The 14,833-nt window shown below is 64.8% G+C and carries 12 protein-coding genes; 3 read left to right on the forward strand and 9 right to left on the reverse strand.

The annotated features are described in order from the left end of the window. Positions 1 to 186 precede the first annotated feature (186 nt). Both AC3WR5_RS02330 and AC3WR5_RS02335 read left to right on the forward strand, forming a co-directional pair. Complete coding sequence (locus AC3WR5_RS02330) at positions 187 to 3,228, forward strand: S8 family peptidase (RefSeq protein WP_492481541.1); 3,042 nt, start codon at positions 187 to 189, stop codon at positions 3,226 to 3,228. A 35-nt stretch (positions 3,229 to 3,263) separates the two neighbouring features. Next, on the forward strand, positions 3,264 to 3,890 hold the full coding sequence (locus AC3WR5_RS02335; RefSeq protein ID WP_492481543.1) for a hypothetical protein: 627 nt from the start codon (positions 3,264 to 3,266) through the stop codon (positions 3,888 to 3,890). 1 nt (position 3,891) lies between these two features. Here AC3WR5_RS02335 and AC3WR5_RS02340 read toward each other — a convergent pair whose 3' ends face one another. The 9 genes from AC3WR5_RS02340 to AC3WR5_RS02380 form a co-directional block, all read right to left on the reverse strand. Further along, positions 3,892 to 6,054, reverse strand: coding sequence for a winged helix-turn-helix domain-containing protein (locus tag AC3WR5_RS02340; protein WP_492481545.1), 2,163 nt, complete (start codon positions 6,052 to 6,054; stop codon positions 3,892 to 3,894). A gap of 223 nt (positions 6,055 to 6,277) precedes the next feature. Further along, a complete protein-coding gene (locus AC3WR5_RS02345; protein ID WP_492481547.1) occupies positions 6,278 to 7,339 on the reverse strand; it encodes an OmpA family protein in 1,062 nt (353 codons plus the stop codon). Between the two features lie 123 nt (positions 7,340 to 7,462). Beyond that, positions 7,463 to 8,773, reverse strand: coding sequence for a citrate synthase (gene gltA, locus AC3WR5_RS02350; RefSeq protein WP_141285931.1), 1,311 nt, complete (start codon positions 8,771 to 8,773; stop codon positions 7,463 to 7,465). A 25-nt stretch (positions 8,774 to 8,798) separates the two neighbouring features. After that, on the reverse strand, positions 8,799 to 9,080 hold the full coding sequence (locus tag AC3WR5_RS02355; protein ID WP_141285933.1) for an FAD assembly factor SdhE: 282 nt from the start codon (positions 9,078 to 9,080) through the stop codon (positions 8,799 to 8,801). Between the two features lie 36 nt (positions 9,081 to 9,116). Further along, positions 9,117 to 9,818 (reverse strand): succinate dehydrogenase iron-sulfur subunit, encoded by a 702-nt coding sequence (locus AC3WR5_RS02360; protein ID WP_141285935.1) that lies wholly within the window; start codon positions 9,816 to 9,818, stop codon positions 9,117 to 9,119. Between the two features lie 17 nt (positions 9,819 to 9,835). Next, the gene (gene sdhA / locus AC3WR5_RS02365) at positions 9,836 to 11,611 is read right to left on the reverse strand and encodes a succinate dehydrogenase flavoprotein subunit (protein WP_141285937.1); all 1,776 of its coding nucleotides are present in this window, start codon (positions 11,609 to 11,611) and stop codon (positions 9,836 to 9,838) included. Further along, entirely contained in the window at positions 11,612 to 11,974 is a 363-nt protein-coding gene (gene sdhD / locus AC3WR5_RS02370) for a succinate dehydrogenase, hydrophobic membrane anchor protein (protein WP_141285939.1), read from the reverse strand. A 16-nt stretch (positions 11,975 to 11,990) separates the two neighbouring features. Beyond that, positions 11,991 to 12,419: a succinate dehydrogenase, cytochrome b556 subunit gene (sdhC, locus tag AC3WR5_RS02375; RefSeq protein WP_492481551.1), complete on the reverse strand. Its 429-nt coding sequence runs from the start codon at positions 12,417 to 12,419 to the stop codon at positions 11,991 to 11,993. A gap of 236 nt (positions 12,420 to 12,655) precedes the next feature. Then, complete coding sequence (locus AC3WR5_RS02380; RefSeq protein ID WP_231012326.1) at positions 12,656 to 13,444, reverse strand: GntR family transcriptional regulator; 789 nt, start codon at positions 13,442 to 13,444, stop codon at positions 12,656 to 12,658. Positions 13,445 to 13,768: 324 nt separating this feature from the next. On the opposite strand from AC3WR5_RS02380, the gene AC3WR5_RS02385 reads away from it, so the two are divergent. Beyond that, on the forward strand, positions 13,769 to 14,755 hold the full coding sequence (locus AC3WR5_RS02385; protein ID WP_492481553.1) for a malate dehydrogenase: 987 nt from the start codon (positions 13,769 to 13,771) through the stop codon (positions 14,753 to 14,755). The last annotated feature ends 78 nt before the right edge of the window (positions 14,756 to 14,833 follow it).

Here is a 14,833-nt window from a genome sequence, read left to right on the forward strand (position 1 = left end):
ATTCTGCGCGAGGCCAGCAGTGCGGGCCGCGGCCCGGGAATAACAAAATCGGAGATTGATCATGAATCCATCAGGACCGTGAAGAAGCGTGTTCATAGACTTGTCACGGTCTCGAAGCTGTTCCTCCCTTGATCGGCGCGGCAACGAGCGTCCTCCTCTGTTGTTGTTCCCTTCTTGGAGCGAACCTTGCTCAAGCCCACCCTCATTCAACAGGCCGTGGCGGCCTTGTTGATCGCCGCTGCACTGCCGGTCATTGGCGCTTCTCAGCCCCTCCGGCGGGCCTACATCGTGCAGTTGACCGATGCGCCCGTTGCCAGTTTCAGCGCCAAGCAGCAAAGCCTGGCTGCGCCGAACAGCCGAGCAGCGACGCGGCTGGACCTGCGCAGCAATGCCGTGGCCCAGTACCGCAGCCAACTGGCGAGTCGGCGACAGGAGGTGCTGGCCACCATCGGTCAGGCCCGTGCGTTGCGGGTTTACGAGTTCGCCCTGAATGGCATGGCACTGATGCTCACCGACGCAGAGGCCAAGCAGTTGACCAAGCAGCCCGGCGTGCGTGCTGTCAGCCCGGACCGTGCCCGCACGCTCAGCACCAACCGCACACCCGGCTTTCTGCAGCTGAGCACGTCCAAGGGCTTGTGGACGCAGCGAGACGCCGCCGGCCATCCGGTGACTGGAGAAGACGTCATCATCGGCATGGTGGACTCCGGCATCTGGCCCGAAGACCTCTCGTTCACTGACCGAGTCGACGCAAACGGCCTGCCCGCCAGCGCGGGCACCCAGGTCTACGCAGCCCCGCCGGCGAAATGGCATGGCAGCTGCGACACAGGGCCAGGGTTCACGGCCAGCAATTGCAACCAGAAGCTGATCGGCGCCCGCATCTTCAAGGCAGGTTTCGATGCCGTCGGCGATCCATTGGTGCCCGACGAGTACGTTTCGGCGCGTGGCCTGAGCGGACACGGCAGCCACACGGCGTCCATCGCCGCTGGCAATTCAAAGGTGGAAACGCTGCAGGGCGATGCGGTGATCGGTGAGATCTCCGGCTTGGCGCCGCGCGCACGGATCGCGGTCTACAAGGTTTGCTGGACCGGACAGGCCAACGGGAATGTCTGCTACGACAGCGACTCCGTGGCCGCGATCGATCAAGCCGTTCAAGACGGCGTGGACGTCATCAATTTCTCGATCAGCGGCTCCCAGACTTCGGTCGAGGACCCGGTCGAACAAGCTTTCCTGAACGCGGCCACTGCGGGCGTGTTCGTGGCCACCGCCGCAGGCAACAGCGGCGGCAACACGGTGAATCACCCCAGCCCCTGGGTCACAACCGCTGGTGCCTCGACCACCGACAAGAACTTCGAGGCGCGCCTGACGCTGGGCCAGGACGGCAAGGTCATCTGCGGACCCTCGATGGCCACCGCCACTGTCCAGGGCCAGCTGATCCGTGGCGCGGACGCAGCAGCCACGGCGCCGTTTGACGACACCAACATCCTCGCCCGGCTCTGCGCGGCCAACTCGCTCGATCCTGCCAAGGTGGCGGGCAAAGTCGTGGTCTGCGACCGGGGCAGCAACGGGCGTGTGGACAAGAGCGCGGAGGTGCTGCGCGCCGGAGGCGTCGGCATGGTGTTGCTCAACGTGGGCGACTACGCGGACAGCCTGTATGCCGACGTCCATGCGGTACCCACGGTGCATCTGCCGGTGGCTTCGCGCAAGGCCGTGCTCAAGGCCACGGCAAGTGGTTCCTCGGCTTCCATCGGCATGGCCACCAATCACAAGGTGACCGCACCCGTCGTGGCCAGCTTTTCCGGCCGCGGCCCGAATCTGGCGGACATCGAGATCCTCAAGCCTGACTTGTCAGCCCCAGGGGTGAACATCCTGGGGGCCGACTCCTACTCGGCAACGCAGGCCGAGCACGACGCCATCGTCAACGGCAGCCTGACCCCGCCTACCTACTACGCCACCCATGACGGCACGTCCATGGCCAGCCCGCACGTGGCTGGCACGGCGGCGCTGCTCAGGCAGCTGCACCCGGGTTGGTCACCTGCCGCCATTCGCTCAGCGCTGATGACCACCACCAGCGCCGTGCTGCAGGCCGATGGCAGCGCCGATGCAGACCGCATGGGCTACGGCAGCGGCGAAATCCGGCCGAAGGCTGCCGCCGCCGTCGAACTGGTGTACGACACCAGCCGCAGCGACTACGACGCCTACCTGTGCGGCAAAGGCCTGGCGGACGCCGACACCTGCGCGAATGCAGGCTCGGTGAGCAGCCAGAACCTGAATCTGCCCTCCCTGACGGCAGTGGTGCCTGGTCAAACCAAGATCGAGCGCCGGCTGACCAACGTCTCGGAACATGCCGTCACCTACAGCGCGAAGGCGCAGCTCGTGGGCTTCGATGTCAAGGTCAAGCCAGCGCAGCTCACGCTGGCTCCGGGCGAGAGCGCGCCATTCACCGTGGTGCTGTCGCGCACCGATGCGCCTGAAGCTTCGTGGCAGTACGGTTCGCTGACGTGGAAGTCGAGCCAGGGCGGCCAGCCCATCACAAGTCCGCTTTCGGCGCTGCAGCAGTCGTTCAAGATCGCAACCAATCTGAGCTCTCAGAGCGCCAGCTTCAAGACGGCGCTGTCCTTCACCGCCGGCTACAGCGGGGCACTCGACACCCGCAGCACGGGTTTGATCGCGGGCCAGGCCCTCGCAGGCACGGTGACTGCTCAGGACTTTTCCAGTTGCGTCAACATCCCGGTGGCCGCCGGCAGCCTGGCCCTTCACCTGCAGATGTTTGACAGCGACACCAGCCACCCAGGCCAGGACAACCTCGCACTCAGCGTGACGGGGCCTGACGGCAACGGCTACTGGAGTGGTCAGCCAGGTGCCAATCAGGCCATTGACGTGGCGCAGCCTGCCCAAGGCAGCTACCAGGCCTGTGTGCTGGCCCTCAGCCTGGTGGGCGATGCATCGAGCTACACGGTCTGGTCCTGGGACCTTCCTGGCAGCGGGTCGGCCGGCCTGCCGCTGAGCACCACCGCTCCCACCCAGGTGAAGGCCGGGCAGAACGGAAAGATCAAGCTGGCCTGGAGCGTGCCGGACGCGCAGCGCTACATGGGCGCAGTTCAGTTCCGTGATGGCAAGGGCAACACCCTGGCGACCACCAGCATTTCGGTGGACCCGCAGTCCGTCGGCACGGTGAACACGGTGCGCGGCAATGCCCGCCACCAAGACCCCGGCCTCCAGACGCGCTGATGCCCTGCCCAACCGACACAGAAAGTATCTCCATCATGTTGTCAAACGCAAAGTTCTCGTTGTCCGCTGCCTTCCGCGCGGCGGCCAGGTGCCTATCCTGGCTGATCGCACTGGGCGCTTTCGGCGCCGCGCAGGGCAGCAATGCCAGTGAAGTGATGATCAAGCAGGCCGTGGCCAACGGCGGCAACTACAGCCTGCCGTACTACATGCCGGCGGCGCAAACCTTCGTCGCCAACAGCACCCAGATCGATTCCATCTCGGTCAGTCTTTCCAACTCCAGCTTCTCATCCCTCGGGAACTCCAAGGACGAGAAGCATGTGACGATGGTGCTGTACAGGGGCGACACCATCAATGACGCCTCGAAAGCACTGCGGCAAGTGGTGGTCAACGTCGCCGGCAAGCTGGGTGACGCGCCAGGTGCTTCGGCGATGGTGGCCTATCACTTCTCTCCGCCTGTCGACGTGACGCCGGGTGAGACCTACACCTTCCAGGTGTTCGCGATGCAACCCCGGTTCTGGATCAACTCGTCCAACTCCAATCCCTACCCCGATGGGCATGCTTATCTGAGCGGCAACCCCAACGATGAATTGGTGTTCAAGGTCACCCGGCCAGACAGCAACGCCAGTTCGGCGGTTGTCAGCAAGCGCAACAAGCCGCAGTGAGTCAGCGCAGCGAAGGCAACAACCACTCGATGTCTGCTAGGGTCGATGTGTGAGGCAAAACAAAGCGCCCATTCGAGGATTGCCCATTCAGGGCCCTTCCCAGTGGGTGCTCATCCAGCCAGGGAGAAAGCGCTCTCAATCGCATCTGCGCCTGGCCCGTTCGGCCTGCTGTCAAGTCCATCCAGGCGGCATCCATCAAGGCCATGGCGCGCCAGCGACCTGCAGGCGCGAGGCTCACCGCGTCTTCCAGATGTTTCAGCGCCTGCTCGGCATGGCCAAGCCTGAAAGCCAGCGCGGCCCGGGCGCGCGCCATGGCGGATTGCAACTCCCCGTTGATGAGCACGGCCGGCAGCTCGGCAAGCTGGGCAAGCCGTGCTTCGGCCGCCACGACGTCGCCGAATCGCAGTGACATTTCCAGCCACCACAGCTGCCGATACCGCAGCCGCAAATGCGCCTGGCTGCGCTGCGCCATGGCCACGGTGCGCTTGAAAAGCGCGCCGGCAGCCTCTGCGCAGCCTGCACACATTTCGCGCCTGGCCCGCGCCATCAGCCACTGTGACTTGGGCGGCAGTCCGGCGCGCTCACACAAGGGCGCCAGGCGCTCCAGGACACGATCAAGATCGCGCACCAGCCCCAGTTCGCCATAGACCTCTGCCGCCGCTTCCGCAATGCTGGCCGCCGCATGCGGCTGCTGCAGGCTGTCGAAGCCTTGTTCGGACTCCGCTGCCTGGCTGCGCGCCAGCGCAAGACAGCCCAGGCCCGCGTTGATCCGGGCCAGGTTCATCAGCGTCAGCGAGGCAGCGCTGCGAAGTCCGTGGGCGCGGTTCAGAAGCAAGACCTCGTCCAGCAGATTGCGCGCCTTGAGCAGGTGCCCCTGCTCCGCCTCGACGACGGCCAGATTGTCCTTCACCAGGCTCAGGTGCAAACGACTGCCGCCGACCGTGCTCAGTTCATGGTGGAGCGCATTCAGCGCCGCTTCGGCCTTGGGGACGTCACCTTGCAGGCGCAGCGCCATGGCCTGCCCCAACCGCGCCCGGACCAGAATGTCGGGGGCGCCGACGGCACTCGCTGACCTGATCGACTGCGCCAGATGATCGACGGCATTCGGGATCGCGCCCCGGGTCTCGCCCATCAACAGTGCGTGCCCGAGCGCCAGATGCACGGTGGCCTGCAAGCGCTCGTCGCCGACCTCGCGGGCCTGGCTCAACAGGGCCGTGCCGACCTCCAGCGCCCGGGGATCTTCACCATTGGTGAGGCTGCGCAGGTATTCCAGTTGCGCCGCTGAATTCCGCGGCTCCAGTTCCAGCACCACCTCGAAGAACTTGGCAGCCGCACGGAATTGATACTGGGCGGCCAATTGCGTGCCGCGCCCGATGACTTGGTTGACGAAAGGATCTTGCGACTCGGGCACCAACGGCACCGCGCCCTGAGGGCACAGACCCTGCGCCACTTCCGCGGCCATGCGAAGCGCCATCTCACTGGGCTCATCGCCTCGCAAGGTGCCTGCCGGACCGGCCTCGACCTCCCCCGTGCACTGATACGCCAGCCACAAGGCATTACCCTGCCATCGCAGCACGGATTGCAGCACGCAATCCGCGCCCAGGCGCTGCCGAAGTGCGTCCGCCTTTTCGCGTGAACCCATGTCGGCAGGCAATTGGCCAAGCTCGAACAACATCAGGTTCAGGTCCACCACCGCGAGCGCAACCCGGCCGCTCAGCGCATTGCAGACCAGCGCCGCCAGCCCCAGGCTGATCCAGTCGAACCGGGTTTCGCCCGTGCGATTTTCAATCGGAAGAACCGCAACCCGGCGCTGCTGCGTGGCGCTCGGCAGAGGCGCCGCGGCAGCAGGCAGCAGGCTCCCAACAAAGCGATAACCCACTTTGTGGATCGTCTTGATGAGGGCCTCTTCGCCCCCTTCGTCCCCAATGGCCTTGCGCGCCTGCATCACACTGCGTGCCAGCACGCCCTCGGACACCACGCGGCCATGCCACAAGTGGTTCAGCAACTCATCCTTGCCCACCACCCGGCCGCAATGTTCGATCAGGTGCAGCAGCAAGTCGAAAACCTTTGGCGCGACGGCCTGGGTTTGTCCGTCAAGCCAAAGTTCGCGTCGAGGCACGCTCAGCTCGCAGCGCGCAAATCGCAGGGTGTCGGCAAGAGGCATGAAAGGGTCGGGGGCTCCGGAGCTGAAAAGCGGTGCAGGCGCTCACGCGCCGGCAACTGGGCCTCACGCAAAACGCCTGCCAATGGTCGCCGATCCTTGTGCACTCCGAAACCAAGTAATCCACGAAGCAACGCGCAACCCGCCCGTTGCGGGCCGCCATGCAGCGAGTTCAGCGGGGCGCCCGATCGGCCCGCGCCCTTGCCCATCGCCGATTCGCTACCACCTACTGCACGACAAGTTCGACGCGGCGGTTCCGGGCGCGCCCGTCTTCGGCCGTGTTGCTGGCCACCGGTGCCAGGTTGGCCACGCCCTTGGCGGCCAGGCGCTTGGCGTCCACCTTGTGCTGCGTGACCAATGCCTGCACCACCGCTTGCGCGCGGGCCTGCGAGAGCGCGAGGTTGGCGTCCAGTGCGCCCTGGTTGTCGGTGTGGCCGACGATGTAGACCTTCAGTGCCGGCTGGGCCTGCAGCAGCTTGGCCATCTCGGCCAGTTGCGGCTGCGACTCTGGCTTGACTTCGGACTTGCCGGTGTCGAAGAACAGGCCATAGAGCGCGATCTTGCCGTCTGCCGCCAGACCTTGCTGCAGCGCTGCGGCATTGACCTGCACCTGGCCAGTGGCCATCGCCTTGGGCTCGACGATCTGGATGAAGGTGGCCGCGGTGTTGGTCGTCTTGTTGACCGCGGTGGAGGTGTAGACCATCACGTGCACCTCCTGGCCGCCCTTGGACAGGGTGCCGTAGAGGAAGCGGCCGTCGAAGCTCAGCGCGCCGTGCTCGATGCTGTAGGTCGAATCGTCCTGCCCGGCCACATCGCCTTCGGCCCACTGCACGCCACCGTCGAAGTCGATGGTCTTGTCCATCGCAAAGTACAGGTCCTGGCAGGCCTGCTCGCAGCTGAACCTGGGCTTGAAGCCTGCCGCCAACAGTGCCTGCTGGTAGTTGCGATGCACCTCCAGCGGTGTCTTGCCCCGCGGCGCCAGGTAGAACAGGCGCGTCAGGCGGCCTTCCACCGGCACGGTCTGGCTCCAGCGGTCATGGGCCACACCCATGCCGACCGGGAACTGCGTCTGCTCCCATTCCGCCGTCTTGGCGCCGAACAGCCATGAACCGGTGAAGCGCGTGATCAGCGGATGATCCTTGGCACCGGGCGCGTCCACCTGAGGCTTGGCTGGCTTGGCCGCCTGGACCGGCGCGGGCGTGGCCAAGGCCAGCAGCAGCGGCGCGCAGACCGCGGCGCGGGCCATGGCATGGCCAAAGGAACGGAGCGAGGCGAGCAGGTTCTTCATCATGGGCGCGAGGGTTCAGGGGAAACCGAACGCTACAACGCCGCCATCAACGACAAAGGCCCCGAAGGGCCTTTGTTTGTATCAAGGCGCGACGGGTGCGCCCAGGTTCAATACAGCTTCAGTTCAACGCTCGCCGAGCGGCTTGACGGTGCGCGCGGCCGAGCCGACGAACAGCTGGCGCGGGCGGCCGATCTTGTACTCGGGGTCGCCGATCATTTCGTTCAGCTGGGCAATCCAGCCGACCGTGCGGGCCAGCGCGAAGATCGCGGTGAACAGCGGCACCGGAATGCCAATGGCGCGCTGCACGATGCCGGAGTAGAAGTCCACGTTCGGGTAGAGCTTGCGGGCGACGAAGTATTCGTCTTCCAGCGCGATTTTCTCAAGCGACATGGCCAGCTTGAACAGCGGGTCGTCGTGCAGGCCCAGCGCATCCAGCACTTCGTGGCAGGTCTCTCGCATCAGCTTGGCGCGCGGGTCGTAGTTCTTGTAGACGCGGTGGCCAAAGCCCATCAGCTTGACGCCGCTGTTCTTGTCCTTGACCTGCTTGATGAACTCGCCGATCTTCTCGACGCCGCCGTTCTTCTGGATGTCGCCAAGCATGTTCAGCGCCGCCTCGTTGGCACCGCCGTGCGCCGGGCCCCACAGGCAGGCCACGCCCGCAGCGATGGCGGCGAAGGGGTTGGTGCCAGACGAACCGCACAGACGCACTGTCGAGGTTGAAGCGTTCTGCTCGTGGTCGGCATGCAGCGTGAAGATGCGGTCCATCGCGCGCACCAGCACATCGTTGGGCTTGTACTCCTCGCACGGCGTGGCGAACATCATGCGCATGAAGTTGCCGGCGTACGAGAGGTCGTTCTTCGGGTAGATGTAGGGCTGGCCGATGGTGTACTTGTAGGCCATCGCCACCAACGTCGGCATCTTGGCGATCAGGCGGATCGCGGCGATGTCCCGGTGCTCGGGGTTATTGATGTCGGTGCTGTCGTGATAGAAGGCCGACAGCGCGCCGACCAGGCCGGTCATGACCGCCATCGGGTGCGCATCGCGGCGGAAGCCGCGCAGGAAGAACTGCATCTGCTCGTTGACCATCGTGTGATTGGTCACGCGGTGCTCGAACTCTTGCTTCTGCGAGGCGTTCGGCAGCTCTCCGTACAGCAGCAGGTAGCAGGTTTCCAGGTAGTCGCAATTGACCGCCAGCTGCTCGATCGGGTAGCCGCGATACAGCAGTTCGCCCTTGTCGCCATCGATGTAGGTGATGGTCGAGTTGCACGAAGCGGTCGACAGGAAACCCGGGTCGTAGGTGAACTTGCCGGTCTGGCCGTAGAGCTTGCGGATGTCGATCACATCGGGCCCGATGGTGCCCTTGTAGATCGGCAGTTCCATGTTGGGGCTGCCATCGGAGAACGACAGCGTGGCTTTCACGTCGGAGGGGGTCATCTCAAGTTCCTTTCGCACGAATCCATCAAGCAGGCAGCCGCATGCGGGCCAGCACATCCCGAACTTCAGGGCAGTTCAGTTCGCCCTCGGGCTCTCGCCGCTTCAGCAGCAGGTCCAGCAGGTCGTTGTCTGACAGGTCCATCAGCGTTTGCAGCCCACGCAACATGAACGGCGTCATCGCAGTCTCGTGGCGTTGGAAGAAGCGCTCGACGAACAAGTCGTTTTCGAGCAAGCCGCGCCGGCAACGCCATTTCAGGCGGTTGATGTCGCCAGCGTCCAGCAGGTCGGTGGTGTCAGCAGTGTCCATGGCTTGGCTTGCTCGGGTCGGTCTGAGGGTAATTCCTCAGACCGCGCGCCGAACCATCAATTCCTTGATCTTGCCGATGGCCTTGGTGGGGTTCAAACCCTTGGGGCAGACATCGACGCAGTTCATGATGGTGTGGCAGCGGAACAGGCGGTACGGGTCCTCGAGGTTGTCGAGGCGGCCCGCGGTGTCCTGGTCGCGGCTGTCGGCAATGAAGCGGTAGGCCTGCAGCAGGCCGGCCGGGCCGACGAACTTGTCCGGGTTCCACCAGAAGCTCGGGCAGCTGGTCGAACAGCTCGCGCACAGGATGCACTCGTACAGGCCGTCCAGCTCTTCGCGCTCTTCCGGGCTCTGCAGGCGTTCCTTCTCGGGCGGCCGCTCGTCGTTGACGAGGTAAGGCTTGATCGAGTTGTATTGCTTGAAGAACTGGGTCATGTCGACGATCAGGTCGCGGATGACCGGCAGGCCGGGCAGCGGACGCAGCGTGATCACGCCAGGCAGCGTCAGCATGTTGGTCAGGCAGGCCAGGCCGTTCTTGCCGTTGATGTTCATCGCGTCCGAACCGCAGACGCCTTCGCGGCATGAGCGGCGGAACGAGATCGTCGGGTCGACGGCCTTCAGCTTGATCAGGGCATCCAGCAGCATGCGTTCATGGCCGTCGAGCTCGATCTCGATGGTCTGCATGTACGGCTTGGCATCCTTGTCCGGGTCGTAGCGGTAGATCTGAAAAACGCGCTTCATGGGAGGCTCTCGATTCTTTAGAAGGTACGGACCTTGGGCGGCACGGATTCGACCGTCAGCGGCTGCAGGTTCACCGGCTTGTAGTCCAGGCGGTTGCCTTCGGAATACCAAAGCGTGTGCTTCATCCAGTTCTCGTCGTCGCGGTTCGGGAAGTCATCATGCGCATGCGCGCCACGGCTTTCCGGGCGGGCCGCAGCCGAGATCATGGTTGCCTGGGCAGCTTCGATCAGGTTGTCGACTTCCAGCGCCTCGATGCGCGCGGTGTTGAAGACCTTGGAGCTGTCCTTCAGGCCGATGTTCTTGACCCGCTCGGCGACTTCCCGGATCTTGACCACGCCTTCGTCCATGCTCTTTTGCGTGCGGAACACGCCGGCATGGCGCTGCATGGTGCTGCGGATGTCGTTGGCCACGTCCTGGGCGTATTCGCCGTCCTTGGCGCTGTCCAGGCGGGCCAGGCGGGCGAGCGTCTTGTCGGCCGCATCGGCTGGCAGCGGCTTGTGGTTCTTCTGCTTCAGCGCCGAGGCCACGATGTGGTTGCCAGCCGCGCGGCCGAAGACCACCAGGTCCAGCAGCGAGTTGGTGCCCAGGCGGTTGGCGCCGTGCACCGAGACGCAGGAGCATTCGCCCACCGCGTACAGGCCATTGACGACCTCGTTCGGGATGCCGTTCTTCGGAATCACGACCTGGCCGTGCACATTCGTCGGAATGCCACCCATCTGGTAGTGGATGGTCGGCACCACCGGAATCGGTTCCTTGGTGATGTCGACGTTGGCGAAGTTGTGGCCGATCTCCAGCACCGAGGGCAGGCGCTTGGCAATCGTGTCGGCGCCCAGGTGGGTCATGTCCAGCACCACGTAGTCCTTGTTCGGACCACAGCCACGACCTTCCTTGATCTCCTGGTCCATCGAGCGCGAGACGAAGTCGCGGGGTGCCAGGTCCTTCAGCGTCGGGGCGTAGCGTTCCATGAAGCGTTCGCCATTGGCGTTGCGCAGGATCGCGCCTTCGCCGCGGCAGCCTTCGGTCAGCAGCACGCCGGCACCGGCCACGCCGGTCGGGTGGAACTGCCAGAACTCCATGTCTTCCAGCGGAATGCCGGCGCGTGCCGCCATGCCCAGCCCGTCACCGGTGTTGATGAAGGCGTTGGTCGAGGCCGCGAAGATGCGGCCGGCGCCGCCGGTGGCCATCAGCACGGTCTTGGCTTCCAGGATGTGCAGGTCGCCGGTTTCCATCTCCAGCGCGGTCACGCCGCAGACGTCGCCGTCCTGGTCGCGGATCAGGTCCAGCGCCATCCATTCGACGAAGAAGTTGGTGCGGGCCTTGACGTTCTGCTGGTACAGCGTGTGCAGCAGCGCGTGGCCGGTGCGGTCGGCTGCGGCGCAGGCGCGCTGCACCGGCTTTTCGCCGTAGTTGGCGGTGTGGCCGCCGAACGGGCGCTGGTAGATCGTGCCGTCGGCATTGCGGTCGAACGGCATGCCGAAATGCTCAAGCTCGTAGACGACCTTGGGCGCTTCGCGGCACATGAACTCGATGGCGTCCTGGTCGCCCAGCCAGTCGGAGCCCTTGATGGTGTCGTAGAAGTGGTAGTGCCAGTTGTCTTCCGACATGTTGCCCAGCGAGGCACCGATGCCGCCCTGCGCCGCCACCGTGTGCGAGCGGGTCGGGAAGACCTTGGACAGCACGGCCACGTTCAGGCCGGCCAGCGAGAGTTGCAGCGAGGCACGCATGCCAGAGCCGCCAGCGCCGACGATGACGACGTCGAACTTGCGCTTGGTAATTTGGTTGGCCACAGCCATTTACAGCCTCCAGAGCACTTGAACAGCCCAGCCGGCACAGCCGACCAGCCAGACGATGGAAAACACCTGCAGCGCCAGGCGGAGGCCGACCGGCTTGATGTAGTCCATCCAGATGTCGCGCACGCCGACCCATGCGTGGTATGCCAGCGAGACGATGACGACGAAGGTCAGGACCTTCATCCATTGGTGCGAGAAGATGCCGGCCCACTTGTCGTAGCCGAGCTCGCCGGGCAGGAGCACCTGCACCAGCACGACGACCGTGAACAACGCCATCAGGATGGCGGTGACGCGCTGGGCCAGCCAGTCGCGGAAACCGTAGTGCGCGCCGACGACGAGGCGCTTGCTGCCGTAGTTGATTGCCATTTGTTGAATTCCTCGCTCAGTACAGGCCGAAGAGCTTGGCGCCCAGCAGCAAGGTCAGCAGCGTGCCCAGCACCAGCGTGACCAGCGCGGAGCTCTTGCCCTGCTCTTTGCTGACGCTGTGCGTCATGTCCATCCACAGGTGGCGCACGCCGGCGATGAAGTGGTGCAGGAAGCCCCAGATCAGGCCCAGGCTGACCAGCTTGATGAACCAGCCCGGCACGAAGCCGATGCCGGCCACGAAGGCGTTGCGGAAGCTCTCGAACGAGACTTCGGAGGTGACGCTGGTGTCGAACAACCAGATGATGAAGGGCAGCAACAGGAACATCAGCAGGCCGCTGATGCGATGCAGGATGGAAACCCAGCCGGCCGGCGGAAGCCGGTAGCCGGCAAGGTCTGTCACATGGATGTTGCGAAACTCTGGACGTGGTTTGAGCGTATCTGCCATGGCTTGTATGTCCTCGTTGTGGGCGCTCTTGGAATGGCTCTGCAAAAGCTCTTCTGAACTCAGGGAAGCGTTCTTGGAAGCAGGGAGGTGGCTAGGCGACACCCTGAGGTGGCTAGGCATCACCCTGGTTTGTACCCAAGGTGAAACCCGATGATTTTATTGCAATGCAACAGATTTGCGCGGAGGTGATGCGCAAAGCGTTCCCGGCCGCGCACCTAAGCAATCGGGCGCCTCGACTAGTTCAGTTCGTTGCGGTAGTAGTGGCTTTCGGTGTTGTAGAGGCCGCGGCGCAGCTCGACCGGTGCATCGCCATAGGTATGCGCCAGCCGCTCGACGCTCAGCAGCGGAGCGCCTTCGGGCACCTGCAGCAGCACGGCGGTCGCCGCGTCGGCCGCCACGGCGCGGATCTTCTCTTCGGCGCGGATCATGCGCACGCCGAATTCGGTCTCGAACAGGCCGTACATCGGGCCAGCGTACTGGGACAGGCGCTCGGCAGTCAGTCCCTTGAACGGCGCGGCCGGCAGCCAGATCTCGTCGAGCACCACGGGCCGGCCCTGGCGCGACAGCGTGCGGCGCACCTGCACCGCGGGGTCGCCGGCCTTCAGCGCCAGCGCACGGGCCACGTCGGCCGGCGCGCGCATGCGGCGGCAGTCGAGGAAATGCCTGGCCATGCCGGTGGGCGGCCCCTCATCGGGCGCCAGCCGCAGGAAGCGGTACTGGATGTTTTCTTCGGCGTGGGTGGCAACAAAGGTACCTCTTCCCTGCCGGCGCACCAGCAGGTTGTCGGTCGCCAGCTCGTCGATCGCCTTGCGCACGGTGCCCTGGCTGACGCGGTAGCGCACTGCCAGTTCCATCTCGCTGGGGATGGCCTCGCCGGGCCGCCACTCGCCGCCTTGCAGGCTCTTCACCAGCAAGGCCTTGATCTGCTGGTACAGCGGGCTGAACGCCGGGCCTTCCTGCGCGGCCGCCGGACGCTCCGAGCCCCGTTCGGCCGGGGGGGCGGCTTCGGGCGGATCAACAGGCATCGCAGGCATGGGGCGGCATTGCAGCACAGGCCGTGGTCAAGCGTCCAATGCCAACGCCAAATGCCCGGACTCATGTCTTATATAAGACATAAGAGGATTGACTCGGCCCGCCCGCACGCCTAGACTGCCGCGCTACACTTCTCCGCCTGAGCTCCGGCGCCGCCTTGGCGCCCGCTTTGCACCCCACCGGGTGCCCTGCCAGGCCTGAACCCGACGCACAGCCCGATCCCCTCGCAGCCCACCTCTGTTGTTGCCCGATCTGCACACGCTGCCGTCGCCGTTTTCTTCCTTCATCGCTCTCTCTTTTTCTCGGAGAACTCCACCATGAGCAAGACCCCCGTCCGCGTGGCCGTGACCGGCGCCGCAGGCCAGATTGGCTACGCGCTGCTGTTCCGCATCGCCTCCGGCGAGATGCTGGGCAAGGACCAGCCCGTGATCCTCCAACTGCTGGAGATCCCCGACGAGAAGGCCCAGAAGGCACTCAAGGGCGTGATGATGGAACTCGACGACTGCGCCTTCCCGCTGCTGGCCGGCATGCAAGCCCATGCAGACCCGATGACCGCATTCAAGGATGCGGACTACGCGCTGCTGGTCGGTTCGCGTCCGCGCGGCCCGGGCATGGAGCGTGCCGAACTGCTGTCGATCAACGGCGCGATCTTCACCGCCCAGGGCAAGGCGCTGAACGCCGTCGCCTCGCGCAACGTGAAGGTGCTGGTGGTGGGCAACCCGGCCAACACCAATGCCTACATCGCGATGAAGTCGGCCCTGGACTTGCCGGCCAAGAACTTCACCGCCATGCTGCGCCTGGACCACAACCGCGCCGCCTCGCAAATTGCCGCCAAGACCGGCAAGCCGGTGTCGGCCATCGAGAAGCTGGCCGTGTGGGGCAACCACTCGCCGACCATGTACGCCGACTACCGCTACGCCACCATTGATGGCGCTTCGGTCAAGGACATGATCAACGACCAGGCCTGGAACAAGGACGTGTTCCTGCCGACCGTCGGCAAGCGCGGCGCCGCCATCATCGAAGCGCGCGGCCTGTCGTCGGCCGCTTCGGCAGCCAACGCCGCCATCGACCACATGCGCGACTGGGCCCTGGGCACCAATGGCAAGTGGGTCACGATGGGCATCCCGTCGAACGGCGAATACGGCATCCCGAAGGAAATCATGTTCGGTTTCCCGGTCACCTGCGAAAACGGCGAATACAAGATCGTCGAAGGCCTGGAGATCGATGCCTTCTCGCAGGAGTGCATCAACAAGACCCTGGCCGAGCTGCAAGGCGAGCAGGACGGCGTCAAGCACCTGCTGTAAGGAGCCGGGCCTGAACGGCCCGCGCCAATGAGCCGGTGCCCGCGCAAGCGGCGCCGGCTTTTTCATTTCTCCCCCCTG

The organism is Ideonella sp. FW305-24, assembly GCF_058788035.1.

What these genes read in the sequence shown, in the direction of transcription:
- sdhA (WP_141285937.1), bottom strand. Translation starts at nt 11,611, where the DNA reads ATGGCTGTGGCCAACCAAATTACCAAGCGCAAGTTCGACGTCGTCATC.
- AC3WR5_RS02340 (WP_492481545.1), bottom strand. Translation starts at nt 6,054, where the DNA reads ATGCCTCTTGCCGACACCCTGCGATTTGCGCGCTGCGAGCTGAGCGTG.
- AC3WR5_RS02385 (WP_492481553.1), top strand. Translation starts at nt 13,769, where the DNA reads ATGAGCAAGACCCCCGTCCGCGTGGCCGTGACCGGCGCCGCAGGCCAG.
- AC3WR5_RS02360 (WP_141285935.1), bottom strand. Translation starts at nt 9,818, where the DNA reads ATGAAGCGCGTTTTTCAGATCTACCGCTACGACCCGGACAAGGATGCC.
- AC3WR5_RS02345 (WP_492481547.1), bottom strand. Translation starts at nt 7,339, where the DNA reads ATGAAGAACCTGCTCGCCTCGCTCCGTTCCTTTGGCCATGCCATGGCC.
- AC3WR5_RS02380 (WP_231012326.1), bottom strand. Translation starts at nt 13,444, where the DNA reads ATGCCTGTTGATCCGCCCGAAGCCGCCCCCCCGGCCGAACGGGGCTCG.
- sdhC (WP_492481551.1), bottom strand. Translation starts at nt 12,419, where the DNA reads ATGGCAGATACGCTCAAACCACGTCCAGAGTTTCGCAACATCCATGTG.
- sdhD (WP_141285939.1), bottom strand. Translation starts at nt 11,974, where the DNA reads ATGGCAATCAACTACGGCAGCAAGCGCCTCGTCGTCGGCGCGCACTAC.
- AC3WR5_RS02335 (WP_492481543.1), top strand. Translation starts at nt 3,264, where the DNA reads ATGTTGTCAAACGCAAAGTTCTCGTTGTCCGCTGCCTTCCGCGCGGCG.
- gltA (WP_141285931.1), bottom strand. Translation starts at nt 8,773, where the DNA reads ATGACCCCCTCCGACGTGAAAGCCACGCTGTCGTTCTCCGATGGCAGC.
- AC3WR5_RS02355 (WP_141285933.1), bottom strand. Translation starts at nt 9,080, where the DNA reads ATGGACACTGCTGACACCACCGACCTGCTGGACGCTGGCGACATCAAC.